We start from the raw sequence: 25,658 nt of genomic DNA on the forward strand, positions 1-25,658 counted from the left end.
CCCCACCCGCCACGAGCTGCTCATTGACTGCCACAAGCTCTGCGCGGAGCGCTGGGAGGAAGAGCTCGTCGGTCTCTCCGACGGCAAGACGGCAGACCAGCTGAGCCCACGCCAGCGCTACCGTGCCGCGCTGGAGTCCATGGGAAAGAACGACCCGCTCATTGAATTGCTCATGTCCATCCACTCACAGTCCCATCCGGACTTCCAGAAGGTGTGGAGGGACGTCGACAGGCGCTGGCTCCCCGATCCTGTCTCGGAGGATGAATCCGTCGTGCTGGCCTCGATCATCGCCGACGGCCTGTGGGTCCACGATCACCTCACCGACCGCCCCCTGCCGCCGCAAAGGCGCCGCGCGCTTATCGACGTCGCCTTGGGCCACCTCGCCGAATAGGCCCTAAAAGAGAGAAAGGGCCTTGAAAAAGGCCCTTTTGAGCTGGAGACGAGACTTGAACTCGCAACCTACGGTTTACAAGACCGTTGCGCTACCGATTGCGCCACTCCAGCACCGCGGCTCATCCGCTATGGGGAATCGTACCTGAGCCCACCCCATGGACGGAAAGCCAGGGTGGTTGCACTGCGAAAAAGCGGCCGTCAGGGGCCCGAAAAGCACTGGCAGGTGCATAAATCCGCGGCAGTTACTAAAGTGCTGACTTACCGAACCCAGAAGTGTTGTTGAGGTCTTTCTTTTCCGTGTCTGTTCTTTCTTCCTTGCGCCAGCGCCTGCTGTACCGGTCGGCTCCGGTCGCCACCATTGACGCCGCTAAGGCCGCACCGCCGCCCTCCCCGCTCGCCCCAGTCGATCTCACCGATCCGGCCCAGGTCACCGGCGTCATGGAGATCGCCGCGCGCGTCGGCGAAATCCTGATTGCAGCGGGCTCAGCCAATACCGACGTGCAGGCACAGATTCACCTCGTCGCATCCTCCTATGGCCTGCACTACTGCCACGTGTCGATCCTGATGAACACCATCACTATCCACACCGCCATCGGCACAGGGCCGGATCGGCACAACCTCCACGTCTTCCGCGTGGCGCCGAGCATCGCCGTGGATTTCACCAAACTATCCGCCGTTGACAGGCTCATCCGTTCCATCCATTCCGGTGCTACGCCACCGGCAATGGCGGAGAAGATCTTGGATGACATCGATGCGATGAAGAACCCCTATTCCAAGACCACCATCGTCAGCGCGTGGGGTGCCATGGGTGGATTCATCGCCGTGATGCTGGGCGGTGACCTTCTCGTCGGTGTTGTCACCTTCCTCATTTCGGCACTCATCATGGGCACGAATATGTTCCTCGCCGGCTACCGGCTGCCGCCGTTCTATCAGAACCTGGTCGGCGGCCTGCTTGCCGTCATTCCCGCGGCCATCCTCTACAACGTTTTCGCGCGATTTGGCATCCAGATGCTGCCCTCCCAAATCATCGGTTCCGGCATCGTCGTGCTGGTGGCGGGACTAACGCTCGTACAGTGCCTCGTGGACGGCATCACCCGCGCACCCGTGACCTCGTCCGCGAAGTTCTTTGAGGCTCTCATGTCCACCGGCGCCATCATCGCCGGCGTGGGCCTGGGTATCCAGGTGGCGTCGTGGTTGGGCTTTAGCCTTCCCCCACTAGCCACGCTCGCCCCGCCCGTCTATCACCAAATCCCACTGCTCGTACTGTGCGGCGGCATCGGCTCCGCCGCCTTCGCACTGGCGCTGGGAGCCTCCTGGTCCGAGGTCACCATCTCCGGTCTCACGGCCGCCGCCGGTATGGTGTTCTACTACTTCCTCGTCGTCTTCTTGGGCGTCGGGGCCGTCATTGCCTCGGGCATTTCTGCCGCAGCGGTGGGCTTGGCCGGCGGCCTGCTCTCCCGTCGCTACATGATGCCGCCACTCATCACCATGATCGTGGGCTATACGCCCATGCTTCCAGGCCTGACGTTGTACCGCGGCATGTACGCCATGCTCAACGAGCAGCTCATCACCGGCCTGACCAACCTGGCCAGCGCCCTCGCCATCGCCGGTGCACTTGCCGCCGGCGTGGTCTTCGGCGAGCGAGTCGCCCGCCGCCTGCGCCGCCCGCAGTACTTCCGCCCCTACACCGCCTTCAAGCGCTTGGGCACGTTCTCCTTCTCGCGCGCCACCCGCCTGGCGCAGCGCGCCCGCATTCCTCGCGTTCCCCTATCGCCCTTCGCTCCGCGTCACAACCTGCCGGCCCCACCGCCGCAGTATGGGCCCAAACCACCGACGCCCGCGCAGCAGGCGCGCCTCCAGCAGGGCGATGCCGTCACGGACATGTGGCCCGTCACCACGCAATTTCCAGCGCAGCGCCCCACCTACACGGTGCCCGGCAAAGATGACCCGAGCGCCCCAACGGACTCGCAATAGCGTAGAATAGCCGGTCTGAAAGCTTTCACACTTCATCCCAGGAGGACTCCGTGCCACCAAAGGTCACAGATACCCAGCCCGCGGCTGACCAGACTCACGCAGTAGAGGAGGAGACCGCCCGCTCCGCGCGCCGCGTTGTCGCCACCTATGCGGAGGATTTCCTCGACGGCGTGACCCTCATGTCGATGCTGGGCGTCGAGCCAGAAGGCTTGGTCCACCGCAAGGTGCTGGCCGAGCAAGCCGATGCCGCTCCGAAGAAGAGCAGTAAGAAGGCCACGAAGAAGGCTTCTAAGAAATCCACGAAGAAGACGACTAAGAAGGCCACGAAGAAAGCCACCAAGAAGACAACTAAGAAGGCCACGAAGAAGGCAACTAAAAAGGCCGCAAAGAAGGCCTAGCTATGTCCGGGCGCACCAATAGCTTCGTCGTCGTAGCCAATCGCCTGCCAGTGGACCTCGAGACCGCCGCCGATGGCACCCGCGAGTGGAAGGCCTCCCCCGGCGGCCTCGTCACCGCGCTCTCCCCGGTCTTGGAAGAACACCAGGGCTGCTGGGTGGGGTGGCCGGGCGTAGCCGACGAAGCTCCCGAGCCCTTCACCACGGATAACGGTGTCCTCCTTCACCCGGTGCGCCTGACACAGGAGGATTTTGAGGCCTTCTATGAGGGCTTTTCCAACGCCACCCTGTGGCCGCTCTACCACGACCTCATCGTCACCCCCGTCTACAACCGCGACTGGTGGGATGCCTACCGCGAGGTCAACCTGCGTTTTGCCAACGAGGTAGCAGCCGTCGCCGCAGAGAATGCCACGGTGTGGGTGCAGGACTATCAGCTCCAGCTCGTCCCCGGCATCCTGCGCCAGCTACGCCCCGACCTCACCATTGGATTCTTCCTGCACATTCCCTTCCCGTCCCCGGATCTCTTCCGCCAGTTGCCGTGGCGTGAGGAGTTGGTGCGGGGGCTTCTCGACGCCAACCTGATCGGCTTCCACCTCGAATCCAACGCCCGCAATTTCTTGGAGCTGGCCCGCACCCAAGGGCTGGACGTAGAAGGGGAGGTCAGCACCCGCGCGGTCACCGCTCGCATCGTGACCGGTAGCGGGCATTCTGTCGGGGTAGGCGCTTTCCCCATTTCTATTGCGGCGGGTGAATTCGCTGACGGTGGCGATGCGGGGGACGTCGCCCAGCTGCGCGCTGAGCTGGGGAACCCCAAGCACGTCATTTTGGGTGTGGACCGCCTGGATTACACGAAGGGGATCCTGCAGCGCCTCACCGCCTTCGAGGAGCTCCTCGAGACCGGTGCGCTGGACCCACACGAGGTAACCTTCGTCCAGCTGGCTACTCCTTCGCGCGAACGCATCGACCATTACCGCGCCACGCGTTCAAAGGTGGAGGAGGCCGTGGGCCGCATCAATGGCCGCTTTGGGCGCCTCGGCGCGCCGGTGGTGCATTACCAGCACAGTTCCGTACCGAAGGACGTCCTGCGGCGTTATTACCGGCTCGCGGACATCATGCTGGTCACGCCATTTAAGGACGGCATGAACCTAGTGGCCAAGGAATACGTGGCCTCCCACGGCGACGGCACAGGTGCACTCGTGCTCTCCGAGTTTGCGGGCGCGGCAGCAGAACTCACACAAGCCAACCTGTGCAATCCCTTCGACATCGAATCCATCAAACGTGCGCTGCTCTCCGCGGTCAAGGCACTGGAGGAATCCCCCGAGACCATGCGCGAGCGCATGATTGCTATGAACGAGCAGGTGCGTCAGCACGATATCGCGCTGTGGTCGCAGTCTTTCCTCGGCGCACTGAACCAGGAGGAAGCATGATGCGGCGCCGGCTCACCGCTGTGCTCAGTACTGTGCTGCTTGCGCTTGGCCTAGCTGGATGCAGCTCCGCTGAGGAGGAACCTGCCCCGCGCGGCGATGACCGCATCGTGGGCAAGGATTGGCAGGTCATCAACCTCTACACCTCACCGGACGCTCCTTCCTCCCTCCCTGCCGATACCGCGCAGGTGCCGCACATGAGTTTCGGTGAGCACACTGCGGTGGGCTCAACTGGCTGCGTACCGTTTACCGCTGAGGTGTCCTTCCACAAGGATGACAAAACCTCCACGATCTGGGAGGGCGACGTCATGCGGGTGGAGAAAGCCACCTATGAAAGCCCACCGCGAAGCGGCGACTGCGAGGGCTCGATGCAATGGGCTGATTCGCTGATGCGCAACCTCATCGCCGAAGGCCATGAGTTCGACTTCGCGCTCAACCCCAACAACCAACTCGTGTTGACGCTGCGCACCGACAAGGTGGATTCACCGATTATCCGCATGGCCGCGCTATAGCTCCGAAGTTTCAGCGCTAGGGTGGGGAGCATGATTGATGCTCTCGCCGCCGCCGAACATTTAGCGGTTGTTTCCGACTTCGATGGCACCTTGGCCGGCTTCGCGCGCAACGCCTACGCAGTGCGCCCCGAGCAGCGCTCGCTGGATGCTCTCGCTGCCTTGGCGCAACTACCTAACACCACCGCGGCAGTGCTCTCTGGGCGCCACCTCGATGGCCTGATGCGAGTATGCCCGCTGCGCGAGCCGGTGCTTTTTGGTGGCTCGCATGGGGCCGAATCCTCGTGGGAAGAATCCGCGCTCACCCCGGAGATGGAAGCCTACTTGGCCAAGAAGGAAGCGGAAATCAAGGAGATTATCGCCCGCCACCCCGGCGCGGAGCTGGAGATCAAACCTTTCCAGCGGGTGCTGCACCTGCGGGCGCTGGAGTTGCAAGACCCGGACGCCGCCGCTGCTGCTTATGCGGAAGGCGAGGCCTTAAGCGCCGATGGTTTCCCCAAGACTGCGGGCAAGTGCGTCGTCGAGTTCTCCGCAACGCAGGCCACGAAGGGCACGTGGATTGACAAGCTTCGTCACCGCGTCGGGGCCACAGCGGTGGTCTTTTTAGGGGATGACACCACCGACGAAGACGGCTTCGCCGCGCTCAATCAGCCGCCGGACCTCGGTGTCAAGGTTGGTGAGGGCGCAACGCAGGCGGCGCTGCGCGTGCCCGATATCGCGGCGGTGACAGAGTTCCTCGAAGAACTCGCCGCCGCTCGCGCGCAGCACAGCTCTTAAGCCCCGACCGGCGCCACGGTGCGCCCCGGGCGGAAGGTGGTCTCCAACAACACGCGCGGCACCTCGCCGCGCCCCTCGATGAGGCTGGCCAGCATGCGCCCCGCCGCCGCCCCCTTTTCCTTGTTCGGCTGCACGACGGTGCTCAGGCCCAGCGCCAGGGCCGGCGCGATGCCATCGAAGCCGGTGACGGAGAGCTGCTCGGGAACCGCGATTCCATGATCGCGCGCATAAGCCATAACCCCGAGCGCCATCGAATCCGTCGTGCACAACACCGCGGTGAGATCCGGGTACTTAGTCAGCAGCTCCTCCGCGGCCGCGTAAGCCGTACGCGAATCGTTGATGTGTCGCGTCACCACGGGGATGTCTGCAGGATCGAGTCCCGCGTCTGCAAAAACATCGAGCGCACCCAATACACGTGAGCGCTGCACGTGCATGTCCGCCGCGGCCAGTTGTGCGGCCGTCACTTCGCCGTCGAGGCGCTCGCGGTGTAGGCGGATGGCAAGGATACCGATGCGGGTATGGGAGGCGTCGACAAGCGCCTGCGCCGCCGGGGCAATCGCGGCGCGGTCATCGATGCCCACGAAGGGCAGGCCGGAATCCGTGGGCTGGTCACACACCACCACCGGCAGGCCACGGCGCTGCACGGCGTCGAGGTAAGCATCTCCCGCTGCCACGGAATAGACCACGAAACCGTCGACGGCAGCCGAACCTACGAGCTGCGCTGCCTGGGCGTCGTTGGGCGCGCCGGCGGTATCCGGCCCGGCAGGGATGAGAGTCAACGTCGTGCTCGCCCCCGCCGAGGCCTCCGCCATGCCGGCGAGGAAATCCACCGAGGCCATGTCCTCGAAGGCATAGGACAGGTGCTCGGTGAGCAGAACACCCAGTGAACCTTGGCGGCGCGTGCGCAAGCTGCGTGCGGTGGGATCCGGGCCTGTGTATCCACGCTCAGCCGCGGCGGCGAGGATCCGCTCGCGGGTGGCAGGCGCCAGCTGGTCCGGCCGGTTGTACGCGTTGGACACCGTGGTGGGCGAAACCCCAAGTTCGGCCGCTAGGGAGGCCAGCGTCGTGCTGCGTTTGGACATGACGGCAACATTACCCGTTTTCAACTCATTATCATTTGACAACAATTTTCACTAAACGTAGAAATAGGGACATGACCACTTCCCTCTCACGCCGCGCTTTCCGACGTCCCACCGCCCTCCTCTTCGCTGCCACCCTGGGCGCCGCCACGCTGAGCGCCTGTTCCTCCAGCGGCGATAACGCCGATGGCGGCTCGGATGCCGGTGCCGATAAGGAGACAATCCAGGTCGTCGCCTCGACCTCCATCTGGGCTGATGTGGCCCAGGCGGTCGTCAACACCGCGCAGACCGACGTCAACATCGACGTCCACGCCATCGTGAGCGGTAACAGCGTGGACCCACACCATTTCGAGCCCACCGCCGCGGATATCGCCCGCGCCAACGAGGCTGACGTCATCATCGCCGGTGGCGGCGGTTACGACGCCTGGCTTTACCAGGCCGTCAAGAACCAGGACCAGATCATTCACGCGCTCCCGCTTACCGCTCACGATCATGGCGATCATGATCATGGAGAGCATGATCATGAAGAAGGGCACGACCACGCGCATGACCATGACGAACATGGTCATGAAGAAGGACACGAGCATGCGCACAACCATGACGAGCATGCGCATGACCATGCGCACGAGCACGGGCATGACCATGACCACGCTCACGAAGGCGACACCGTGACCATGGACGAGGCCAAGAAGATCGCAGCCGAGCACCCCGAGCAGGTCACCAACATCGATGGCAACGAGCACGTGTGGTACGACGCCGCAGCCATCGAGAAGGTGGCGACGGAGGTCGCCACGCTCGTTAACGAGACCAACCCAGAAGCCAAGGCCACGGCCGATCCGCTAGTTGAGCGCGTGGAGGGCCTGAAGGCACGCATCGAGAAGCTCCCGCAGCGCAACTACGCGCAGACCGAGCCCATCGCGGACTACATCTTCAAGTACACCGACAGCACCGACGCCACCCCGGAGGGCTACCGCAAGGCCACCGTCGCTGAGGGCGAGCCCACCGCCGCCGACCTGGCCCGCTTCCTCGAGGACATCAAGCAGGACAAGATCGACCTGCTCATCTTCAACCCGCAGACCGAAACTGACATGACCAAGCGCATCCGCGCCGCCGCCGAGGATAAGAGCATCCCGGTGGTAGAGATTGGTGAAACCCCGCCGGAGGAGACCAACTTCCTCGACTACTACGAAGAAGTCGTCAACGCACTCGAGGCTGTGTAAGTGCTCATCTCTTTTAAGAACGCCGCAGTAGAACCGCTGTGGTCGGACATGAACCTCGCCGTAGACCGCGGCGAGTTCATCGCCGTTTTAGGCCCCAACGGCGTGGGCAAGTCCACGCTGCTGGGAACAATCTTGGGTACCCGCCAGCTCACCGCTGGCAGCGTGAACGTCAACTGCCGCGTGGGTTTTATCCCACAGCAAAGAATGTTTCCCCAAGACCTGCCCCTGCGCGCCCGGGACCTCGTATCGCTCTCCCTGGCACACGGCACCCTGCGCAATCGACGCCCTGCTCGGGGCCGCGTCGACGATCTCCTCGCCGAAGTTGGCGCCACCGGCATTGCCAACCGCCGCGTGGGCCAGCTCTCCGGCGGGCAGCAACAGCTCATCCGCCAAGCCCAGGCCCTAGCCAACGACCCAGAGCTCATCCTCGCGGACGAGCCACTGTTGTCTTTGGATCCAGCGCGGCAGCAGGCGACCGTCGAGAAGCTCAATGCGTGGCGCCACGAGCGCAGCACCTCTGTGCTTTTTGTTACCCACGGCATCAACCCGGTGCTGGGCGTGGTGGATAAGGTGCTCTACCTCGCGCCCAATGGTCACATGTTCGGCACGGTCGATGAGGTCATGCGCTCCGAAGTGCTCTCGGAACTCTATGGCTCCTCCGTGACAGTCCTCAACGTCGATGGGAGGCTCATCGTTGTCTAAATTCATCGAAGATACCCAGTACCTGCTGGGCGTTGATTTTGTGCAATCCTCGCTCATCGCCTGCGCGCTGCTCGGAATCCTTTCCGGAGTGATGACCTCACTCATCGTCCTGCGCCACATGTCCTTCTCTGTGCACGCCACCTCAGAGCTCGCGCTCATGGGCGCGGCCGCAGCGTTGCTGTTCGGTCTCAACATCGGCTTCGGTGCGATTGCCGGCGCCATCGTCGCGGCCATCATCCTGGCGGTGCTGGGGCTCAAGGGCCAACAAGACAGCGCTATCGGCGTGGTCATGAGTTTCGGCCTGGGTCTCTCGGTTTTGTTCCTGCACCTCTACCCCGGCAACGCCAAGACCGCGATGACGCTGCTGACAGGACAGATCGTCGGTGTTTCCTCCGCCTCGGTGTGGCTGCTCGCCGCCACGACCGCCATCATCGTTGCCGTGGTGGCGCTGTTCTGGCGCCCGTTGCTCTTCGCTTCCGCGGATCCCGTCATGGCTCAAGCCGCCGGCGTGCCAGTGAAGTCCCTAGCGGTGTGTTTCGCCATCCTCGTGGGCCTGACGGCCGCACAGTCCGTACAGATCGTCGGTTCCCTGCTCGTCATGGCGCTGCTCATCACGCCGGGCGCAGCGGCGGTACAGATTACCTCCTCCCCGCTGCGCGCGGTGGTGTGGTCCACCATCTTCGCGGAGGTCTCCGCCGTGGGCGGTCTGGTCCTCTCCCTGGCGCCGGGCCTGCCCGTCTCGGTCTTCGTCACGAGCATCTCTTTTGTTATTTACCTGGTCTGCCGCGGCATCGGCTGGGCTCGCAGCCGCAAGGCCGTCCGCGACGACGTCGCCGCCCGCCGCGCCTCCCAGGAACACTTCCGCGCCGCCACCGATCGCGCCGACGCCGAGACACACCACACCTCGACGCACGATGAGCACTGCGCGCATCAGGATTAGGCTAGATGCGTGACTTTGGAACGCCGTAGCCTCGAATTACAAGACCGCACCCGCACGTACCTCGTGTACCGCCCGAATGATGACGTCGAGCGCCAGAGAGACCTCCTCCTGTTCTTCCACGGCTCCCTGCAATCCGCGAACGTCATCCGCCGCTTCACTAACGGCACGTTCGATGACCTCGCCACCCGCCACGGCATGCTTGCGGTCTACCCCACCGGCGTGGAACAGCACTTTAACGATGCCCGCGCCACCCTGCCCGTCGCCGCGCGCGAGCTGGGCATCGATGACGTCGCCTTCACGCGCACCATCCTCGACGAGCTGCGCGCGGAGCAGGAGATTGGCCGCGTGTTCCTCTGCGGCTTCTCCAACGGCGGGCAGATGGTTATCCGCTTGCTCTTCGACGCCCCCGGGCTTGCCGATGCCGCCTGCGTCTTCGCCTCCACTCTCGGCGCCGGCGCCAACCATGCGCCCACCAATCCGGACTCGGCGTACCAACCCACCCCGGTCATGTTCGTCCACGGCACGGGCGACCGGCTCGCGCCCTATACGGGCGGAACGGCGGGCATTGACCCGAAGCGCACCCGCGGTGCCGTCACCGGCGCGCAGGAGAACGCCGCACGCTTCGCGGAGCTCAACCATGCCGCCGGCCCAGAGCGCACCCACCTTTTCCCCGACACCGTTGTCGACCGCTGGGAGCCGGCAGACGCCACCGGCGCGCCGGTCGAGCTCGTGAGCGTCGAGGGCATGGGCCACGTCATCCCGTCGGGCAACGAGCTGGACCCACGCCTGGGTAAAAACACGGATTCCTTCATCGCTGCCGAGCTCGTGGAGGAATTCTTCGGGCTCTAGACTGCACGTGCGCCCCATCGTGTCTCACTCCACTCAGCCCCAACCTCGGGTCGAGGCCGTTCGTAGGTGAGCGTCGAGAAGCAATAATTGTGGATTACCGACCAGTGCTTTGGCGATTCCTAGACGCTGTTTCATACCGAGCGAAGCATGCTCGCAGGAAACACTGTGGTGCAATGAAAGGCCTACAAGGGATAAAAGATCCTTCAGTTCATCATTCAGTGAACCTTGTTGTAGTGGTCGGCAATGTCGTTGACGATCGCGTAGAGGTCGCGTTCCATCGCGTAGGTTTTCTTTTCTCGCGTACTGACTAATCACACTTGCGACCCGTTGTTATCTAGAGAATTATTACGTCCCAGCGTGATGTTGCACACGTCTGTGCATGTATGTACTCTCGATGTCACGGTTTGCTGGCGAAGATTCTTCAAGTTACCCGCAGCTGAATCTGTACAAGGTGAAAACGGCAGGCAAAGGACCGAGTCGTCCTCGTCTCTAAGCCGTGGAACCCCAATCCTCCAGAACCTTGTATTCGGCACACGCACGCAATCTGAATGTTCAAGATGTGAAGTACTGGCCAGCAACCAAGAAGTAAAGATCGCCATCCAGCTTTCTCGGCCCTGAATCTAGCATCCGGAGGCGTAGAGAAACTCACGCAACGACTGAAACGCCAGCGTCTGTGTCACGTCGCGCAGCTCAAGGAAGAACCCATCTTCTGTAATTTCAACAATCCGCGCACCGGGGATGGCTGCCACAATCGGCGAGTGCGTCACCACGATGAACTGCGCACCCGCCTCCGCGGCGCGATGGATTTCCGCCATGAGCGTCATCTGCCGCACGAGCGAAAGCCCAGATTCCGGCTCGTCGAGGATGTAGAGCCCGCGCCCATCAAAGGAACGCTGCACGACGTCCATGACGGACTCGCCATGCGACATCGCGGTCGAACCAACGTTGTAGTGCGCCTCCGCTCGCAGGAAGTAGCCGTCCTTGGGCGCGGTACCTAGCCGCAGGCTCGCCCACCTCCGGAGGGGATTGATGGGACCGGCGGAGCGCTGCACACCCCATATCCCACCGCGCTCAGGAAAGCCGTACTCGAAGGCAATGCCCTCGGCGAGCGTCGACTTTCCTACCCCGTTGTCCCCGGTCAGCACGGTCACCGGCGCACGCAGGTCCAGTCCTTGGCGTCGCAGCGCCACGAAACCAGGAACGGAGGACACCCACTCAGGTCCGTGGCCGCCGTCCAGCGCGGCATAGGCGTCGACATAGAAGTCTCTCATTCGCCCTCCCCAATAAGAAACGCGGCGGTCCCCAATGGATCGGCAAGGAACTCGCGCGCGGCGTGGACAGCTTCCGTCGCTTCGGGAGCGACGGGCGCAATCCCCTTGTCGCCGAACGCGTAGACGGTCGCGCCTTGCATGCTGAGGAAGACTGGCGAGTGCGTCGCGAGGATGACCTGCGCGCCCTGGGCGGCGAGGCGCTCGAGCTGCGTGACAACCTCGACCTGCCGGGGATAGGACAAGCCGTCTTCCGGCTCGTCGAGAATGATCATTCCGTCAGAATGGAAGCGTCTCTCGACGAGGGCGAGCAGACCCTGGCCGTGGCTGAGAAACGGCAGGTCACTGAGCGGATCGGGATTCTCCGGGCTGTGGATCTGGTGGTGATACTCGCTCAAGTTGAGGAAGGTCTCGCCGCGCAAGAAGTACACGTCGCGCGGGTTGTGCGCCCGCGAGCAGATGAGCCACTCGGGATAGTCCTCGTCGCCGGTGGCAAACCGGGCGTGGCGCGAGCCGCCCTCGGGATTGACGCCAAGCCCCACGGCGATGGCCTCGAGCAGCGTGGATTTTCCGGCGCCGTTATCCCCCACGACGACGGTCACGGGCGTAGGCAAACGCAAGGCGCCGCCGGGCAGCGCTGCGATGAGCACGCCCAGGCGGCGCATGTGTTCCGGCACGCCGGGCAGTCCCTCCCCAATAAGCTCCGGGGCGGGACGCACACTCGTGAGGAACATGGCGACGAAAGCGTGAGCCTACTTCTGGGCCGCGCGACGCTGGCGGGCGAACTCGGAAAGCACCGCACCTGCCGCCACGGAGGCGTTGAGGGATTCAACCCAGTCGGTCATGGGGATGGACATGATGGCATCGCAGTTCTCGCGGACGAGGCGCGAAATGCCTTTGCCCTCAGAGCCGATGACGATGACAACGGGGTCGGTGCCACCGTTGTAAGTATCGAGGGTGTGCTCGCCTCCCGCATCCAGGCCAACAACCTGGTAGCCGGCTTTCTGGAAGTCCTGAACCGTGCGGGTCACGTTGGTCACGCGGGCTACCGACAGGCGCGCAGCAGTGCCGGCAGAGGTACGCCAAGCCACTGCGGTAACGGAGGCGGAGCGGCGCTCCGGGATGATAACGCCGTGGCCACCGAAGGCCGCGACGGAGCGGATGACCGCGCCGAGGTTGCGGGGGTCGGTGATGTTATCGAGGATGACGAACATGCCCGGTTCCTGAGCATCGCGTGCCCGATCCATCAGGTCATGGACGTCGGCATACTTGTACGGCGGGATCTGCAGGCCAATGCCCTGGTGCATACCGTTGCCGGTCATGCGGTCCATCTCGTGGCGCTGGACCTCAAGAATCGGGATGTTGCGGGTATTGCACATGGCTACCGCCTCGGAAAGGCGAGCGTCATTACGCGTGCCCTGCACGATGTAAAGGGAGGTAGCAGGCACCTTGGCGTGCAGGCACTCGATGACCGGGTTGCGGCCAACGACCATCTCCGCGGTCTCCTTCTGGTGGCGGCCCGAATTGCGGCGCTCGCGCTCCAGTTTCGCCTTGTGCTTGGCGTGGTAGACGCGGTCCTCTGCCTTAGGCGTGGGACCCTTGCCAGCTAGGCCCTTGCGGCGCTGGCCACCAGAGCCCTTCGTGGCACCCTTCTTATTCGTCTTGCGGATACCTGCGCCGCCGCGGCCATGGGTACGTGCCATAATTCTTCTCCTTTGTTGTCCTCTGCGTATGCAGAGGACGTTAATCCGCCAGGGACCAGGTGGGGCCGTCGGCGGTGTCGGTGATGGTAATACCCGCGGCTGCAAGGCGGTCGCGCACGGCGTCCGCAGTAGCCCAGTCCTTTTCTGCGCGGGCGGTGGTGCGACGCTCCAATTCGGCCCGAACGAGAACGTCCAGGGCCGCTTCAGCGCCGCTTTCTTCGCCACTATCTTTCCACTGTTCATCCAGTGGATCAAAGCCAAGAACCGCGGCCATAGCGCGCACGGCTCCGGCGAGGCGCTCAGCCTCTTCACGGTTGCCGTCGCTCAGCGCCTTATTGCCCGCGCGCACGGTGGTGTGGATTTCCGCCAGCGCCTTCGGCACAGCGATGTCATCATTCATCGCTTCTTCGAAGGCCGGGGTCCACTCGCCCTTCTCGACGCCCTCGAACTTGCCTACGAAATCCTCGATGCGGCGGTAGCCAGCCGCAGCTTCGGTCAGCGCCGCCTCGGAGTATTCGAGCACCGAACGGTAATGCGCGGAGCCCAGGTAGTAGCGCAGCTCCACCGGGCGGACAATCTCCAGCATGTTGGCAATGGAGAGGACGTTGCCCAAGGACTTCGACATCTTCTCACCGGCCATGGTGACCCAGTGGTTATGCATCCAGTAGTTGGCGAACTTGTCCCCCGCCGCATGGGACTGCGCGATCTCATTTTCGTGGTGCGGGAACTGCAAGTCCAAGCCACCGCAGTGAATATCGAACTCGCTGCCTAGGTAGTACGTGGACATGGCCGAGCACTCCAAGTGCCAGCCCGGTCGGCCACGACCCCACGGGGTGGGCCAGGATGGCTCGCCCGGCTTAGCCGCCTTCCACAGAGCGAAGTCCTGGGGGCTGCGCTTGCCCGCGTTGTCTGTTTCGCCCTGTTCCATTTCCTCGACGCGGTTGCCGGACAGCGAACCGTAGTCCGAGCCTTCCGTGGCATTCCACGCCGCGACGTCGAAGTAGACGGAGCCAACACCGTCTTCGCCAGGCACGGCATAAGCAAAGCCGGCGTCGATAAGCCGCTGCATGTACTCCACCATCTGGGTGACAAAGCCCGTCGCGCGCGGCTCCACCGAAGGGGGCAGAACGCCCAGGGTGTTATAGGCCTTGGTGAACTCACGCTCATAGGTGGATACCCACTCCCACCAGGGGCGGTTATTCTCGGCGGCCTTGGTGAGGATCTTGTCATCGATATCGGTGACGTTGCGCACGAGTGCCACGTCATAGCCTTGCGCACTAAGCCAGCGGCGCAGGATGTCGAAGGCGACGCCGGAGCGCAGGTGGCCAATGTGCGGCTGGGACTGCGGGGTGGCACCACACAGATAGATCGACGCGTGGCCGGGGCGAACCGGCTCGAACTCACGTTGGCTGCGGGTGGCGGTATCAAAAATGCGCAAAGTACTCACCTGGCCTAGTCTAATTGACCCGCGTCCGGCGGCTAGCGCGGGACGGCCTAGGCGCGCCAGACCACGGCGGTGGCCACGGCAGCGCGGCCCTCCTTGCGGCCGGTGAAGCCAAGGTGATCCGTCGTCGTCGCAGAGACGGACACTGGGGCGCCGAGGATGTCGCTCAGAACGGCCTCGGCTTCCTTCCGCCGCGGGCCCATCTTGGGGCTCTGGCCAACCAGTTGCGCAGCGGCGTTGCCGATGATGAAGCCTTCCTTTTTCAGCAGCTCGCGGCACTCGCGCAACAACTGTGCTCCGGAGACTCCGTCGTACTCTGGCCGGCCCACGCCAACGAAGGAGCCGAGGTCGCCGAGGTTGGAGGCGGAAAGCAGAGCGTCGACAAGCGCGTGGCTCACCACGTCCCCATCGGAGTGGCCCTCGCAGCCATCCACGTCCTCAAAGAGAAGGCCTGCAATCCAGCAGGGTTTTCCGGGCTCGATCTGATGGGCATCGGTGGCGATTCCCACGCGCGGGATGATGGGGTTAGTCACTAGGCACCTCGAAGATGGTCGGTTCGGCCTCATCCGTCACGGCCTTCGCCAGGACGAGGTCGATGGGAGTGGTGATTTTAAACGCGAAGGTATCTCCCTGCACGGTCTCCACGCGCTCGCCGTGCCATTCCATGAGGCTGGCGTCATCCGTGGCGACAAAGTCAGGGTCCTGCGCCCAATAGTCTAGGTTGGCGCGGCGCAGCGCGGCCAGGTTAAAACCCTGCGGCGTCTGCACGGCACGCAGGCGGGAGCGATCCGGAGTAGACAGAACCGTGGTCCCCTCGACTTCTTTGATGGTGTCCGCGACGGGAAGGACCGGGATGACCGCGGTGGCACCGTCGAGCACGCGCTTGGCGACGCGCGCGATCATCCCCGGCGGCGTCAACGCCCGGGCGGCGTCGTGGACCAGCACCACGGCATCCTCATCTGGGATGGCTTGCAGGCCCGCCCAGACGGAATCGGCGCGCTCACCCCCGCCGTGGACGATGCGTACGGGCACATCAGAATCGATGCGGTCGAGGATGCTGGCGGCATAATCCTCCATGGCGGGGCTGACGAGAACGATGACTTCATCGACAAATTCCGAGGTAATCATGGCCTTCACGGAGCGCTCAAGCAGGGTACTTCCGCGCAGCTCCACGTAGGCCTTAGGAATATCAGCGCCAAGGCGCGTTCCCTGACCGGCCGCCGCGACGAGGGCGATCACGCGGCGGGTATTAGTCTTCGTCGTCGAAGGAGAGGTCATCGAGATCGACGTCATTGTCAATGTCGGTGGTGATGGACTTGTCCTCGACCAAGCCGGCGGCGCGGTGGCGCTCGATGGTGGCGTTGATTTCCTCCATCATGGTGTCCGCCTTCTTGTCATCGACCGGCTTAGCCAGGGAAAGCTCACCGACCAGAATCTGGCGGGCCTTGGCAAGCATGCGCTTCTCACCGGCGGACAGGCCGCGGTCCTGATCGCGGCGCCACAAGTCACGCACGACTTCTGCCACCTTGTTGATATCGCCGGATGCAAGGCGCTCCTGGTTGGCCTTGTAGCGGCGGGACCAGTTGCCGGCCTCCTCCACGTCTTCTTCGCGCAAGACGGAGAAGACCTTCTCGAGGCCTTCCTTGCCCACAACATCACGCACGCCCACCATCTCAACGTTCTTGGAGGGCACACGAACCACGAGGTCGGATTGGTTGATTTGGAGGACGAGATACTCGAGCTCCTCGCCGCCCATCTCGCGCGTTTCAATCGCCGTAATCTTGGCGGCGCCGTGGTGGGGGTAGACGACGACCTCTCCGACCTTAAATTCCATTGCCACTCCTTATGAAGCCTTTGAGACGGTGCCCATCGTGCGCTCTCGGCGTACTCTCAGTGGGCCGCATATACAGGGTATCTACTCTAGCACGCAGTTTTCCGGCACTGCTCCCCCACCCAAGCCCGTAGAGCAGCTCGCTTTACACCACGATGACGGCCAACATAAAGCGCGGCTACCCCCGGTTTACCCAAGAGGTTTGTCGGAAACTGTGTGCTTTTACTGCGGAGGTACTAGGCTAAAGCGTTGATAAGCTTTGTGATCGCAATTCAATGGAGGACACTCACAGTGCAGTCCCTGAAGTCCGCCGCTCGCTGCGGTGCCATCATGTCAGTTACCGCCCTCTCCGCGCTGGCCTTGGCGTCCTGCTCGGCCGGTCATGTTGCTCAGACCGCGGAAAAGGTCATTGCTGTCGACGGCGCATCCGCAAGCACCGAAGATGGCAAGGTGGCCGTGCGTGACGTCACCATTCAGGTTGAGCCGGACACCGGTGAGACCTCCCTGAAGTTCGTGGCCGTCAACCAGGGCTACAAGGTCGACGACGTCGTCCTCGAGTCCGTGAGCGTCGACGGCCAGGACGTACCACTGGAAGGCGCAGAGCCGCTTCCTCGCGATCACGCCCTCTACGCTGATTCCCAGACGAACCTGGACCGTCTCCCGAAGGACGGCAAGGACAAGAACATCACCTACGTGGCCACCACCCTAGAGAACGACGGCTTCGCCTTCGGCGGCGCCCGCCCGGTGACCTTCACTTTTAACACCGGCACCATCGAGGTTGACGCCACCGTGTCCGCCTCCCCGCTGCAGTCCGGTGACTTTGACCGCGACCCGCAGTCCACCGAGGGCTACGCCGAGAACAAGTAAGCCTTTTCTTCATAGAAAACCGCCCCAGCCGCCAAAGTTTTCCCGCCCGAATCACGGGCTTCAACTTTGGCAGTTGGGGCGGTCTGCGTTTAACGCTCCTTAGCGAACGCAGAAAACTCTTAAGCTCGCGAGGATGCCGTAGCCATCACAAGCAGAGAGTTAAGAATGCCCAGAGAGGACAGGGCAGCCGGGATGAGAAGCAGGTTCGGCGCCTGCGGGCCGCCGTACTTCACCATCTCATCCATAACCTGGTTGAGCGGTTCCGGGTAGGTAGCGGCGGAAGCGGCCGGGGCGCCAGCTACAGCCAGGGAGGTAGCAGCGGTCAGAGCAACGAGGGTACGACGAATCTTCATGGGGTCTCCTTGAATAGTGAGGTGTGGGGGTAAGTGAACTGGACTAGGACAGCAGGTTCGACAGGAAGCCCAAGGAGGACAGCGCCGCCGGGACGAGGATGAGGTTCTGAGCCTCATAGCCAGCGACGTTGGTGATCTCGGTCAGAACAGTGGCCAGCGGCTCAGGAGCTTGTGCGGCAGAAGCAGCCGGGGTGCCAGCGAGGGCGACGGCGGCAGCAGCGCCAGCGGCGACGAGGGTACGACGAATCTTCATGGAAATACCTTCTTGTTGTGAGAAATCGGACGGGGATAAAGAGGGGGCAGGCACACACAAGATGTAACCTGGCTAACACTGTAGCGCCTCTGTGCATATCGCGCGCGATGAAAAGGGGGCGACCCTGCCCGCGACGTGAATGTCCACACCACTTACTAGAGTGATGGGCATGGCAAAAAAGGTTCGTCCCGTCCACACGTGCTCTGAATGCGGCTTCGTCTCCCCCAAGTGGCTTGGCCGCTGCCCCGAGTGCGGTTCATGGGGAACGTTGCAGGAAACCGCGGCGTCAGAAAGCAGCACCGCGGCCCAGGCCGCTGTGTCTGGACGCCGACCAACCGGCCTGACACCGACGAGCCCAGCGGTTCCGATTACGAAGGTGGGCGCTGCCGCCACGAAGGCCCTCAACACTGGCATCGGGGAGCTCGATCGCGTTCTTGGCCGCGGCATCGTTCCCGGTTCGGTGGTGCTCATGGCGGGTGAGCCGGGAGTCGGAAAATCCACTTTGTTATTGGAGGTCGCCTCCCGCTGGGCGCAACTGGGCCGCACCGCCCTCTATGCCACGGCCGAGGAATCCGCCGGGCAGGTCCGCGCCCGGGCCGAGCGGACCGGGGCCTTGCACGAGACGCTCTACCTCGCGGCCGAATCGAATTTGGATGTCGTCTTTGGTCACGTCGAACAGCTCAAGCCCAGCCTCCTCATCGTGGACTCCGTCCAAACCATGCACGCGGCCGGGGTGGAGGGCGTAGCCGGTGGCGTGGCACAGTCGCGTGCGGTGACCGCAGCCCTGACCACACTGGCCAAAACCACCGGCATCCCCATCCTCCTCGTCGGACACGTGACCAAGGACGGCAACGTCGCTGGCCCGCGCGTGCTCGAGCACCTCGTGGACGTCGTGTTGAACTTTGAAGGTGACCGCCAATCCTCCCTGCGTCTGCTCCGGGGACTCAAGAACCGTTTCGGCGCCACCGATGAGATGGGCTGCTTTGAGCAAACCGCCGCCGGCATCCGGGAGGTGGCGGACCCTTCCGGCCTCTTCCTCTCCCACCGCGGCAGCACCCCAGACGGTTCAGCGGTGACCGTCGCCATGGATGGCGTGCGCCCCATCCTGGCCGAGGTGCAGGCGCTGACCGTCGACCCCGTGGCGAAGAACCCGCGGCGCGTGGTCACGGGGCTCGATGCCAACCGTGTCCCGATGGTGCTCGCCGTACTGCAGGCCCGCGCCGGTGAACGCACCAACGATAAGGACGCTTACGTGGCCACGGTGGGCGGCATGAAGATCCAAGAGCCGGCGACGGATCTTGCCGTAGCGCTCGCCACGTGGTCTTCCTTGCACGAGCAGCCGCTGCCACCGAAACGGTGGTCATCGGTGAGGTGGGCCTGGCCGGCGAAGTTCGCCGCGTACCGAACCTGGACCGCCGCTTGGCAGAAGCGTCCCGCTTGGGTTACCGCTACGCCATCGTCCCGCCCGGAAAGGTGGAGGTCGGCGGTGGCATGCAGGTGCGCCAAGCCGCAACGCTGAGCGAGGCGATTGCAGCGCTTAAAGCAAGTTGAACGGCAACGCTGGGGAGTAGTTTTCCCCGATGACGGTATGCAGGAAGTAAGCGCCTGGCTCGGCTTCCTCGCGCTCGGTGCACTTGCCCGACTCGGAACGCTTGCGGGACCAATCCGCCTGGAAGTAGCGCGTCTCACCGGACTTGAAAGTCTGCTTGCCGGTTTCCACTGAGGCATAGCAATCGGTATCGGACCACACGCGTTCGTTGGAGCCCATCTTGTAAACCTCGAAACGCAGCTGCTCTTCATCGAGATCGATAGAGCAGTCCTCCGTCGTCGGGTTGAATACCTCCAAGTAGAAGGTTGGCATCTTACCGGCGGGGACGCTGTCCTCGTTGGTCTTGGCCATCACTTTAAGGTCCTGGAGGGAACACGTTGTCTTGGATGGATCAACGGTGAGCTCAGCTGGCTTTTCCTCGGAGGTCGGTTCTTCTTTGTCCGTCTCCCCCGCCTCGGGCTCGGTGGATTCCTCAGACGCGGTGGACTCGGTCGTCTCCACCGCCGAGGTTGCATCCTCCGACGGAGTCAGAGTGCCCGACGCCGCCGCCTGCTGCGACTCGGCTCCCGGGTCCTCCTTCGAACCGCTAAAGAGCGCGGTGGCAGCCCAAATAAGGATAACCACGAGTACCAGAATCGCCACGAGCGCGGCGATGCGGCGACGCAGGTAAATCTCTCGCGGCAGCTGCTTCGGGGTACGGGATGGCTCAGTCACAGCTCTTAGTTTAAGGGGACTAGAGCCCAACCCGGGCCAGCCCGGGGCCGCGTGTCTTGAGCAGCGACTTCTATGCGCTTAGTCCCGCCCAGTGCCCGGGCCAGCCGGCGAGCCTAGTGAACGCCGTGCAGGACGACGGTCTCCACGCTGGAATCCTCTAGGAGGTAGCGCAGGCCGACGATGCCGAGCGTGCCGGCGTCGAGAAGCTGGCGCGCAGCCGGCACGTCAGAAATGATCTGGGAGACTGTCTGCGCGGTATTCTCGCGCTCGAAATCGGCGAGCTCCTCGCGGCCATCACGCTTGGCCACCATCGAGGCAGCGGCCACGCGCTCAATGATCGGACGCTGCAGGCCCGTCGGCAGATCGCCGCCCGCCAGGAAGTCCGCAGCTGCGCCCACCGCACCGCAGGACTGATGCCCCATCACCACGAGCAGGTTGGCCTTGAGATTCTCCAGGGCATAGTCCAGCGACGCCATCACCGCGCTGTCCAGGATATGACCGGCGGTGCGGATGACGAAGGCATCGCCGAAACCAATGTTGAACACATGTTCGATCGGCGCGCGGGAATCGGAACAGGCCAACACAATGACGCGCGGGTCCTGCCCTTGGGTCAGGCCAGCGCGCAGCTTCGCGTCTTGGTTAACGTCGATGAGGTGGCCCGTCACCAGTCGGTGGTTACCTTCCTGGAGGGCTTCCCACACCTTCTGCGGGTTTTGAGGGACATCTACTAAAGGCATGATCCTTACTCTAGTCCCCACCACCTACACTGAGGTGCCTATGGATACCCAAGCTGTCGTGGAATGGTTCGATGCCCATGAGCGTCCCCTACCGTGGCGCGAGCCAGGGACCTCGGCATGGGGCGTGCTCTTAAGCGAGGTCATGAGCCAGCAAACACCCGTCGCGCGCGTCGCCCCGCAGTGGGAGGAGTGGATGCGCCGCTGGCCCACCCCACAGGACCTCGCGGCGGCTTCCAAAGCAGATGTGCTGCGTGCCTGGGGAAAGCTGGGCTACCCGCGCCGCGCGTTACGCTTGTGGGAGTGCGCGAAAGAGATTGGTGAAGGCGCGGTTCCGGGAGACGTCGACAAGCTCTTGGCGTTGCCCGGAATCGGTGAGTACACCGCGCGTGCGGTGGCTTGCTTCCATTTTGGGCACAACGTTCCGGTGGTGGATACCAACGTCCGCCGCGTCTATGCCCGCGCCGAGGAGGGCCGCTTCCTGGCGCCACCTCCCGCAAAACGCGAGTTGGCGCAGGTAGAAGCTTTGCTTCCAGAAGAGAACGGTCCGCGCTTTTCAGCCGCGCTCATGGAGCTCGGCGCGCTGGTGTGCACGGCCAAGAACCCCGACTGTGCCGCCTGCCCCATCAAGTCCACGTGCGCCTGGCAGCTCGCGGGCTGTCCGGAGCCCAGCGAAGAAGAGACCGCGCGGGCCAAGAAGCGCGTGCAAAAGTTCACCGGTACGGACCGGCAGGTGCGCGGGCTGCTTCTCGACGTCCTCCGCGCCACCCCTCATCCCGTCGAGCAATCCGCGCTCGACGCGGTATGGCCGGACGCGGCACAGCGCTCGCGCGCACAAGCCTCACTGCTCGAGGATGGGTTGATGGATGTCAACGACGAGGGTTTGTTCCACCTTCCGCACTAGGCACATGTGAGAAGTCGATGAGGTGGCCGAAGGTCCAGTCACGGTCGGTCAACAGGCGCGCGAGGATAAGCCCACAGCCGATGGCTGCCACGGCCATCGAGGCGGTAGCGAAGTTGCTCAACGCCTGGTCCATGTTACCCACGTTGAGGTGATAGACAGTGCGGAACATGGAGGTGCCCGGGATCATGATGACGGACGCGGGCACCGTCGTGGTGATGCGCGGTAGGTGTGCGCGTGTGGAGGCCACCGCACCCAAGAGCCCGACGATGAGACCACCTACGAAGGCGCCGACGTAGGCCGTGGCCCCGACGCCGATGAGGAGCAGGCGCACAAGGTTGGCCACCGTTCCCACCGCGGCCGCCACGAGCACCATCCGGCGCGAGGAGTTAAAGAGGAACGCGAATCCGGAAATGCCTAGGAAGCTGGCCGCCGCGGCGGCGAGGTACCACACGGGCGCATAGTCCGGAATTCCCGGTTCCGGGGTGAGTTCCGTGGTCCAGCTGACTAAGGCCACGGTAAAGGTCGCAGCTGTGATCACCGTCAGCGCGTAGGTCAGGCGGGATAGTCCGGCCTCGAAGTCGAAGCGCGCGAGATCAATGAGCGCGGAGAATAGCGGGAAGCCGGGAATGAGGAAAAGTACGGCGGCCACATAGCCCGAGGAAAACTCCGACGGGTCCGCCACCCCGGCGGCGGCCACAGCCTCGGTGGTGAAGAAGTACACGAGGCTAGCCACCGTCCCGGCCGCCACGATGCAGCCCAGCTGGTGAACGTGCTTGCCGTGTAGGACCGCGCGGGTGAGCTGACCACAAAAAGCGGCGAGCGCCACGAGGAAAATCGCCAGCGGCGTGAAGAAGTTCAGGACCGCGAATGAGGCGCACGCAATCGCCGCCGCGGCTGCCAAGAACCAACGATTCCACCGCTTGACCACCCTCGACTCGATGGAATCAAGCATCTCCGTGAGCTCTTCGGCCGTAATGCCCGCGTACAGCTTGTGGTGGGTAAGGTCCTCAAGGGCTTCGATCCGGGATGCATCGACAGCCGGTGAATGCTGCTGGGCCACCACGGTGCGAAACTCGCGGCCGCGGTGAAACGTGCATGTTATCTGGGTGACGCCAACGTTGGCGTCGAGCCGATCAAAGCCGAGCGCGCGGGCGGCACGTTTCATGCCGCGCAGCACGCGGTAGCCGGACGTTCCCGCGCCCATGAGCATCATGCCTAGGCGCAAGACGACGTCGGCCTCGTACCCCATACGGACATAGTCGCTGTTGGGGTGAGATGTCATTAGCGCCAGCGTCCCCGGAAATTCAGGCCTCCGGGCAGGTTGACCCACATGCCGCCGCGGGAGTTAAACGTCACGGGGCCGACCTTCGTCGACATCGAGGCACCGGAGCCGGAGAGGTTGATCCAGCTGTTCTTTCCGGTCTTCTTGCGCTTGCGATAATAAATTCCCATGCGTGCCAGCTTAGCGCGGATGCGCACCACGACGCCGCAGGCTACTCTGAGCTTTGTGCGAATAAAATCCCTGTTAACAGTGCTGACGGCCACCGCTGCTCTTATTCTGGCGTCACCCGCCGCCCACGCGGTGGAGCCGGGCAGCGTCCAATCGGCGTCACCGATAGAACAACCCGGTGTTAAGGCCACTGTTATCTCTTATTCCTCCACCCTCATGGATGGCACACCCACCACGGTGACCGGCATGGTCTACGAGCCCTCAGCACCATGGAACGGGCCGGGCGAGCGCCCAACTATCGTCTACGCGCCGGGAACGCGTGGGGCGGGTGACCAGTGTGCACCGTCCCGAGCCCGTTTCGCCGCCGACGGCAACCGCGTTGACCAGCGCTATGAAGCTGCGGCCACGCGCGTGTATAACTATGCGGCCTCCCAAGGTGTGCGCGTCGTAGTCACGGACTACATCGGGCTCGGAACCCCGGGGCACCATTCTTATGTCAACAACGTCGAGGAGGCCCACGCGGTTCTTGACGCCGCCCGCGCCGCGCTCCGGCTCGCCGGTGCTCCCGCCGATTCCCCCGTGGGATTTGTCGGCTACTCCCAAGGCGGCGGTGCAGCTGCCGCTGCGGGCGAATACGCCGCTAGCTACGCCCCCGAGCTCAACGTCAAGGGAACCTTCGCCGGTGCACCTCCAGCGGACCTCTTCGAGGTGATGCAGGCGGTCGACGGCTCAGCGCTCGTTCACGTGTTGGGCTACGCCATCAATGGTTTTGCGGAGCGTAGCCCGGAGTTCTCCCGGGAAATCATCGATGAGATGAATCCGCGCGGCCACACATTCCTCGCCGACGCCGCCACTTTTTGTTTGCGCGAATCGATGTCTACCTGGGGAAATGTTCGAACCAGTGAGCTGACCACGAGCGGCGAGTCCTTCGCCGAGCTCCTGCGCCGCAAGCCGGTAGCCTCCCGCATGCTGCACGAGCAGCGCCTCGGCCAGCGCGCTCTCAACGCCCCGATGATGGTGGTCAACTCCCCGACCGATGACATCATCCCCTACCAGCAAGCACGCCGCATGGCCCACGACTTCTGTGCTGCCGGCGGGACCGTCTACTTTGAGGACGCCTGGGCGGTCAACGTGAACCCAGGCTCGGGCACCAACCATGCCGCCCCCACGGTCCGCGCGGTTCTGCAGGGCACGAACTACCTCATCGACCGCTTCCGCGACGTCCCCGCACCGTCAAACTGCCAACCTGCCGAATCCTAGAATCGCCCCCTGGCGCCGCCATCCATTTTCATTTAATTGTCAATAAGCGCCGGCGGGGATAGACTGAGTGCATGGCACACGAGCACCACGACCACGATCACTCCAGCACGCCGCTGCGCGCACTACTGATTGCGCTGAGCATTACCGGAACCGTCTTCTTCGCGGAGCTGATCGGCGGCTGGTTGGCGGGCTCAATGGCGCTGATGGCGGATGCGATGCACATGCTTTCCGACGCCGCTGGGTTGATCATCGCGGTGTTAGCGGTGTTGGTTGGGCGTCGACAAGCATCAGCCCAGGCCACGTACGGCTACCGGCGAGTAGAGGTGCTTGCTGCGCTAGCGAACGCGGTGATGGTCCTGGCGATCTCGGTGTGGATTGTCGTCGAGGCGGTGCGCCGCCTGCAGAGCCCAGCTGAGGTACAAGGAACAACGATGCTGATCATCGCGGTGATTGGCCTTGTGGCGAATGCGCTATCGGCGTGGGTGTTGCACCGGCACCGCGAATCCTCAATCAACGTGGAGGGCGCGTTCTTGCACGTGCTGGTGGATATGCTCGGCTCGATCGCAGTGATCGTGGCGGGCGTCGTGGTACTGACCACGGGGTTTGTGGCGGCGGACGTGATCGCCTCCCTGGTGATCGCGGCGATGGTGCTCCCGCGCGCCTGGCAGCTCATGCGGCTCTCGGCGAGCGTGCTGCTCGAGCAGGTCCCGGCGGACTTCGACGCCAGCGTCATCGAGCCCGCGCTGCGACAGATCGAGGGTGTTGCCGACATCCACGACCTACACCTGTGGAGCCTGGACGGCGTGAACGTGCTGACGACCGTGCACATCGTGCGCGACGGTACCGTCGAGACCGGCCCTCTGTTGGATGCCGCCCAGCAAGCCCTGCGCGAGCACGGCATCGAGCACTCCACCATCCAGATCGAGCACCCAGAGCACGAATCCCACGAGACGGTGTGCTGATTCCCTTCTAGTGGTGGGCGGGTCATCCCGCCCACTGGGCCTTCCCACCCACCGGGCCATCTCGCCCACTGGTCGTGCAAAAAGCCCCGGACCGCATGCAGTGT

General features: G+C 63.6%; 29 protein-coding genes, 1 tRNA gene and 1 pseudogene. 15 read left to right on the plus strand and 16 right to left on the minus strand.

Annotated features, from left to right (window positions below; all coding sequences use genetic code 11):
* Nucleotides 1-391, plus strand: a 391-nt coding sequence (locus HMPREF3056_RS06215) for a TetR family transcriptional regulator (RefSeq protein WP_070754351.1), incomplete at its 5' end; no start/stop codon positions are given.
* A 40-nt stretch (nucleotides 392-431) separates the two neighbouring features.
* Here HMPREF3056_RS06215 and HMPREF3056_RS06220 read toward each other — a convergent pair.
* Nucleotides 432-504, minus strand: a tRNA-Thr gene (locus HMPREF3056_RS06220).
* Between the two features lie 186 nt (nucleotides 505-690).
* On the opposite strand from HMPREF3056_RS06220, the gene HMPREF3056_RS06225 reads away from it, so the two are divergent.
* From HMPREF3056_RS06225 to otsB, 5 genes are read left to right on the plus strand one after another with little or no spacing between them, the layout of a single operon-like run.
* Nucleotides 691-2,367, plus strand: a complete 1,677-nt coding sequence (locus tag HMPREF3056_RS06225; protein WP_070754352.1) for a threonine/serine exporter ThrE — start codon at nucleotides 691-693, stop codon at nucleotides 2,365-2,367.
* Nucleotides 2,368-2,417: 50 nt separating this feature from the next.
* On the plus strand, nucleotides 2,418-2,765 hold the full coding sequence (locus HMPREF3056_RS06230; RefSeq protein ID WP_046649277.1) for a hypothetical protein: 348 nt from the start codon (nucleotides 2,418-2,420) through the stop codon (nucleotides 2,763-2,765).
* A gap of 2 nt (nucleotides 2,766-2,767) precedes the next feature.
* Nucleotides 2,768-4,189: an alpha,alpha-trehalose-phosphate synthase (UDP-forming) gene (locus HMPREF3056_RS06235; RefSeq protein ID WP_070680114.1), complete on the plus strand. Its 1,422-nt coding sequence runs from the start codon at nucleotides 2,768-2,770 to the stop codon at nucleotides 4,187-4,189.
* Nucleotides 4,186-4,698, plus strand: coding sequence for a hypothetical protein (locus HMPREF3056_RS06240; protein ID WP_070511065.1), 513 nt, complete (start codon nucleotides 4,186-4,188; stop codon nucleotides 4,696-4,698). Before HMPREF3056_RS06235 ends, HMPREF3056_RS06240 begins: the two co-directional genes overlap by 4 nt.
* Before the next feature lie 30 nt (nucleotides 4,699-4,728).
* Nucleotides 4,729-5,472, plus strand: a complete 744-nt coding sequence (gene otsB / locus HMPREF3056_RS06245; RefSeq protein ID WP_070511068.1) for a trehalose-phosphatase — start codon at nucleotides 4,729-4,731, stop codon at nucleotides 5,470-5,472.
* Here otsB and HMPREF3056_RS06250 read toward each other — a convergent pair.
* Nucleotides 5,469-6,554 carry a LacI family DNA-binding transcriptional regulator gene (locus HMPREF3056_RS06250; RefSeq protein ID WP_070511070.1) on the minus strand — a complete coding sequence of 362 codons (1,086 nt, stop codon included), beginning with the start codon at nucleotides 6,552-6,554 and terminating at the stop codon, nucleotides 5,469-5,471. The two genes, otsB and HMPREF3056_RS06250, sit on opposite strands and share 4 nt — an antisense overlap.
* 71 nt (nucleotides 6,555-6,625) lie before the next feature.
* Between HMPREF3056_RS06250 and HMPREF3056_RS06255 the strand changes: the two genes are divergently transcribed.
* The 4 genes from HMPREF3056_RS06255 to HMPREF3056_RS06270 are packed head-to-tail and all read left to right on the plus strand — an operon-like array spanning nucleotide 6,626 to nucleotide 10,262.
* Nucleotides 6,626-7,771 (plus strand): metal ABC transporter solute-binding protein, Zn/Mn family, encoded by a 1,146-nt coding sequence (locus HMPREF3056_RS06255; protein WP_070680108.1) that lies wholly within the window; start codon nucleotides 6,626-6,628, stop codon nucleotides 7,769-7,771.
* Entirely contained in the window at nucleotides 7,772-8,473 is a 702-nt protein-coding gene (locus HMPREF3056_RS06260) for a metal ABC transporter ATP-binding protein (protein ID WP_070680106.1), read from the plus strand.
* Nucleotides 8,451-9,413, plus strand: coding sequence for a metal ABC transporter permease (locus HMPREF3056_RS06265; RefSeq protein WP_198531109.1), 963 nt, complete (start codon nucleotides 8,451-8,453; stop codon nucleotides 9,411-9,413). Before HMPREF3056_RS06260 ends, HMPREF3056_RS06265 begins: the two co-directional genes overlap by 23 nt.
* Before the next feature lie 9 nt (nucleotides 9,414-9,422).
* A complete protein-coding gene (locus HMPREF3056_RS06270; RefSeq protein ID WP_070511078.1) occupies nucleotides 9,423-10,262 on the plus strand; it encodes a CE1 family esterase in 840 nt (279 codons plus the stop codon).
* 33 nt (nucleotides 10,263-10,295) lie between these two features.
* Here the strand turns inward: HMPREF3056_RS06270 and HMPREF3056_RS13010 are convergent, their stop codons facing one another.
* The 8 genes from HMPREF3056_RS13010 to HMPREF3056_RS06305 all read right to left on the minus strand — a co-directional run bounded on the left by HMPREF3056_RS13010 (nucleotide 10,296) and on the right by HMPREF3056_RS06305 (nucleotide 16,511).
* Nucleotides 10,296-10,577 (minus strand): ATP-binding cassette domain-containing protein, encoded by a 282-nt coding sequence (locus tag HMPREF3056_RS13010; RefSeq protein ID WP_080550367.1) that lies wholly within the window; start codon nucleotides 10,575-10,577, stop codon nucleotides 10,296-10,298.
* Nucleotides 10,578-10,882: 305 nt separating this feature from the next.
* Nucleotides 10,883-11,533, minus strand: coding sequence for an AAA family ATPase (locus tag HMPREF3056_RS06275; RefSeq protein ID WP_010188886.1), 651 nt, complete (start codon nucleotides 11,531-11,533; stop codon nucleotides 10,883-10,885).
* The gene (locus HMPREF3056_RS06280; protein ID WP_010188884.1) at nucleotides 11,530-12,264 is read right to left on the minus strand and encodes an AAA family ATPase; all 735 of its coding nucleotides are present in this window, start codon (nucleotides 12,262-12,264) and stop codon (nucleotides 11,530-11,532) included. The genes HMPREF3056_RS06275 and HMPREF3056_RS06280 overlap by 4 nt, the downstream gene beginning before the upstream one ends.
* A gap of 18 nt (nucleotides 12,265-12,282) precedes the next feature.
* A complete protein-coding gene (gene rlmB, locus HMPREF3056_RS06285; protein ID WP_070680101.1) occupies nucleotides 12,283-13,233 on the minus strand; it encodes a 23S rRNA (guanosine(2251)-2'-O)-methyltransferase RlmB in 951 nt (316 codons plus the stop codon).
* Between the two features lie 40 nt (nucleotides 13,234-13,273).
* Nucleotides 13,274-14,680, minus strand: a complete 1,407-nt coding sequence (cysS, locus tag HMPREF3056_RS06290; protein ID WP_070680098.1) for a cysteine--tRNA ligase — start codon at nucleotides 14,678-14,680, stop codon at nucleotides 13,274-13,276.
* Nucleotides 14,681-14,727: 47 nt separating this feature from the next.
* Nucleotides 14,728-15,210, minus strand: a complete 483-nt coding sequence (ispF, locus tag HMPREF3056_RS06295; RefSeq protein WP_046649267.1) for a 2-C-methyl-D-erythritol 2,4-cyclodiphosphate synthase — start codon at nucleotides 15,208-15,210, stop codon at nucleotides 14,728-14,730.
* Entirely contained in the window at nucleotides 15,203-15,955 is a 753-nt protein-coding gene (gene ispD, locus HMPREF3056_RS06300; protein ID WP_070546294.1) for a 2-C-methyl-D-erythritol 4-phosphate cytidylyltransferase, read from the minus strand. Before ispD ends, ispF begins: the two co-directional genes overlap by 8 nt.
* A complete protein-coding gene (locus HMPREF3056_RS06305) occupies nucleotides 15,927-16,511 on the minus strand; it encodes a CarD family transcriptional regulator (protein WP_046649265.1) in 585 nt (194 codons plus the stop codon). The genes ispD and HMPREF3056_RS06305 overlap by 29 nt, the downstream gene beginning before the upstream one ends.
* A gap of 288 nt (nucleotides 16,512-16,799) precedes the next feature.
* Between HMPREF3056_RS06305 and HMPREF3056_RS06310 the strand changes: the two genes are divergently transcribed.
* On the plus strand, nucleotides 16,800-17,375 hold the full coding sequence (locus HMPREF3056_RS06310) for a hypothetical protein (RefSeq protein WP_070511090.1): 576 nt from the start codon (nucleotides 16,800-16,802) through the stop codon (nucleotides 17,373-17,375).
* A 119-nt stretch (nucleotides 17,376-17,494) separates the two neighbouring features.
* Here the strand turns inward: HMPREF3056_RS06310 and HMPREF3056_RS06315 are convergent, their stop codons facing one another.
* Entirely contained in the window at nucleotides 17,495-17,728 is a 234-nt protein-coding gene (locus HMPREF3056_RS06315) for a hypothetical protein (protein ID WP_070680095.1), read from the minus strand.
* A 43-nt stretch (nucleotides 17,729-17,771) separates the two neighbouring features.
* Nucleotides 17,772-17,981, minus strand: a complete 210-nt coding sequence (locus HMPREF3056_RS06320) for a hypothetical protein (protein ID WP_049154730.1) — start codon at nucleotides 17,979-17,981, stop codon at nucleotides 17,772-17,774.
* Between the two features lie 169 nt (nucleotides 17,982-18,150).
* On the opposite strand from HMPREF3056_RS06320, the pseudogene radA reads away from it, so the two are divergent.
* Nucleotides 18,151-19,532, plus strand: a pseudogene (gene radA, locus HMPREF3056_RS06325) (DNA repair protein RadA).
* On the opposite strand, the gene HMPREF3056_RS06330 reads toward radA, so the two are convergent.
* On the minus strand, nucleotides 19,519-20,244 hold the full coding sequence (locus HMPREF3056_RS06330; RefSeq protein WP_070515864.1) for a hypothetical protein: 726 nt from the start codon (nucleotides 20,242-20,244) through the stop codon (nucleotides 19,519-19,521). The pseudogene radA and the gene HMPREF3056_RS06330 sit on opposite strands and share 14 nt — an antisense overlap.
* A 113-nt stretch (nucleotides 20,245-20,357) precedes the next feature.
* Nucleotides 20,358-20,981, minus strand: coding sequence for a carbonic anhydrase (locus HMPREF3056_RS06335; RefSeq protein WP_070515866.1), 624 nt, complete (start codon nucleotides 20,979-20,981; stop codon nucleotides 20,358-20,360).
* Between the two features lie 40 nt (nucleotides 20,982-21,021).
* Here HMPREF3056_RS06335 and HMPREF3056_RS06340 point away from each other — a divergent pair, with 40 nt between their 5' ends.
* The gene (locus HMPREF3056_RS06340; RefSeq protein WP_070515882.1) at nucleotides 21,022-21,882 is read left to right on the plus strand and encodes an HhH-GPD family protein; all 861 of its coding nucleotides are present in this window, start codon (nucleotides 21,022-21,024) and stop codon (nucleotides 21,880-21,882) included.
* Here the strand turns inward: HMPREF3056_RS06340 and HMPREF3056_RS06345 are convergent.
* The gene (locus HMPREF3056_RS06345) at nucleotides 21,848-23,164 is read right to left on the minus strand and encodes a threonine/serine exporter family protein (protein ID WP_070680092.1); all 1,317 of its coding nucleotides are present in this window, start codon (nucleotides 23,162-23,164) and stop codon (nucleotides 21,848-21,850) included. The genes HMPREF3056_RS06340 and HMPREF3056_RS06345 overlap by 35 nt on opposite strands.
* Entirely contained in the window at nucleotides 23,164-23,334 is a 171-nt protein-coding gene (locus tag HMPREF3056_RS13015) for a DUF4236 domain-containing protein (RefSeq protein ID WP_080975064.1), read from the minus strand. The genes HMPREF3056_RS06345 and HMPREF3056_RS13015 overlap by 1 nt, the downstream gene beginning before the upstream one ends.
* Between HMPREF3056_RS13015 and HMPREF3056_RS06350 the strand changes: the two genes are divergently transcribed.
* Together HMPREF3056_RS06350 and HMPREF3056_RS06355 are read left to right on the plus strand one after the other, a co-directional pair.
* Nucleotides 23,333-24,592 carry a lipase family protein gene (locus HMPREF3056_RS06350; protein ID WP_232760910.1) on the plus strand — a complete coding sequence of 420 codons (1,260 nt, stop codon included), beginning with the start codon at nucleotides 23,333-23,335 and terminating at the stop codon, nucleotides 24,590-24,592. The genes HMPREF3056_RS13015 and HMPREF3056_RS06350 overlap by 2 nt on opposite strands.
* A 71-nt stretch (nucleotides 24,593-24,663) precedes the next feature.
* Nucleotides 24,664-25,554, plus strand: coding sequence for a cation diffusion facilitator family transporter (locus HMPREF3056_RS06355; protein ID WP_046647215.1), 891 nt, complete (start codon nucleotides 24,664-24,666; stop codon nucleotides 25,552-25,554).
* Nucleotides 25,555-25,658 lie beyond the last annotated feature (104 nt).

The organism is Corynebacterium sp. HMSC056F09, assembly GCF_001815785.1.
Classification (GTDB): Bacteria; Actinomycetota; Actinomycetes; order Mycobacteriales; family Mycobacteriaceae; genus Corynebacterium; species Corynebacterium hiratae.

Coding starts and splice junctions, on each gene's coding strand:
- HMPREF3056_RS06235 (WP_070680114.1), top strand. CDS start 2,768: ATGTCCGGGCGCACCAATAGCTTCGTCGTCGTAGCCAATCGCCTGCCA.
- HMPREF3056_RS06240 (WP_070511065.1), top strand. CDS start 4,186: ATGATGCGGCGCCGGCTCACCGCTGTGCTCAGTACTGTGCTGCTTGCG.
- otsB (WP_070511068.1), top strand. CDS start 4,729: ATGATTGATGCTCTCGCCGCCGCCGAACATTTAGCGGTTGTTTCCGAC.
- HMPREF3056_RS06250 (WP_070511070.1), bottom strand. CDS start 6,554: ATGTCCAAACGCAGCACGACGCTGGCCTCCCTAGCGGCCGAACTTGGG.
- HMPREF3056_RS06255 (WP_070680108.1), top strand. CDS start 6,626: ATGACCACTTCCCTCTCACGCCGCGCTTTCCGACGTCCCACCGCCCTC.
- HMPREF3056_RS06265 (WP_198531109.1), top strand. CDS start 8,451: ATGGGAGGCTCATCGTTGTCTAAATTCATCGAAGATACCCAGTACCTG.
- HMPREF3056_RS06275 (WP_010188886.1), bottom strand. CDS start 11,533: ATGAGAGACTTCTATGTCGACGCCTATGCCGCGCTGGACGGCGGCCAC.
- HMPREF3056_RS06280 (WP_010188884.1), bottom strand. CDS start 12,264: ATGTTCCTCACGAGTGTGCGTCCCGCCCCGGAGCTTATTGGGGAGGGA.
- rlmB (WP_070680101.1), bottom strand. CDS start 13,233: ATGGCACGTACCCATGGCCGCGGCGGCGCAGGTATCCGCAAGACGAAT.
- ispD (WP_070546294.1), bottom strand. CDS start 15,955: ATGACCTCTCCTTCGACGACGAAGACTAATACCCGCCGCGTGATCGCC.
- HMPREF3056_RS06305 (WP_046649265.1), bottom strand. CDS start 16,511: ATGGAATTTAAGGTCGGAGAGGTCGTCGTCTACCCCCACCACGGCGCC.
- HMPREF3056_RS06315 (WP_070680095.1), bottom strand. CDS start 17,728: ATGAAGATTCGTCGTACCCTCGTTGCTCTGACCGCTGCTACCTCCCTG.
- HMPREF3056_RS06320 (WP_049154730.1), bottom strand. CDS start 17,981: ATGAAGATTCGTCGTACCCTCGTCGCCGCTGGCGCTGCTGCCGCCGTC.
- HMPREF3056_RS06335 (WP_070515866.1), bottom strand. CDS start 20,981: ATGCCTTTAGTAGATGTCCCTCAAAACCCGCAGAAGGTGTGGGAAGCC.
- HMPREF3056_RS06340 (WP_070515882.1), top strand. CDS start 21,022: ATGGATACCCAAGCTGTCGTGGAATGGTTCGATGCCCATGAGCGTCCC.
- HMPREF3056_RS06345 (WP_070680092.1), bottom strand. CDS start 23,164: ATGACATCTCACCCCAACAGCGACTATGTCCGTATGGGGTACGAGGCC.
- HMPREF3056_RS06350 (WP_232760910.1), top strand. CDS start 23,333: ATGCGTGCCAGCTTAGCGCGGATGCGCACCACGACGCCGCAGGCTACT.
- HMPREF3056_RS13015 (WP_080975064.1), bottom strand. CDS start 23,334: ATGGGAATTTATTATCGCAAGCGCAAGAAGACCGGAAAGAACAGCTGG.
- HMPREF3056_RS06355 (WP_046647215.1), top strand. CDS start 24,664: ATGGCACACGAGCACCACGACCACGATCACTCCAGCACGCCGCTGCGC.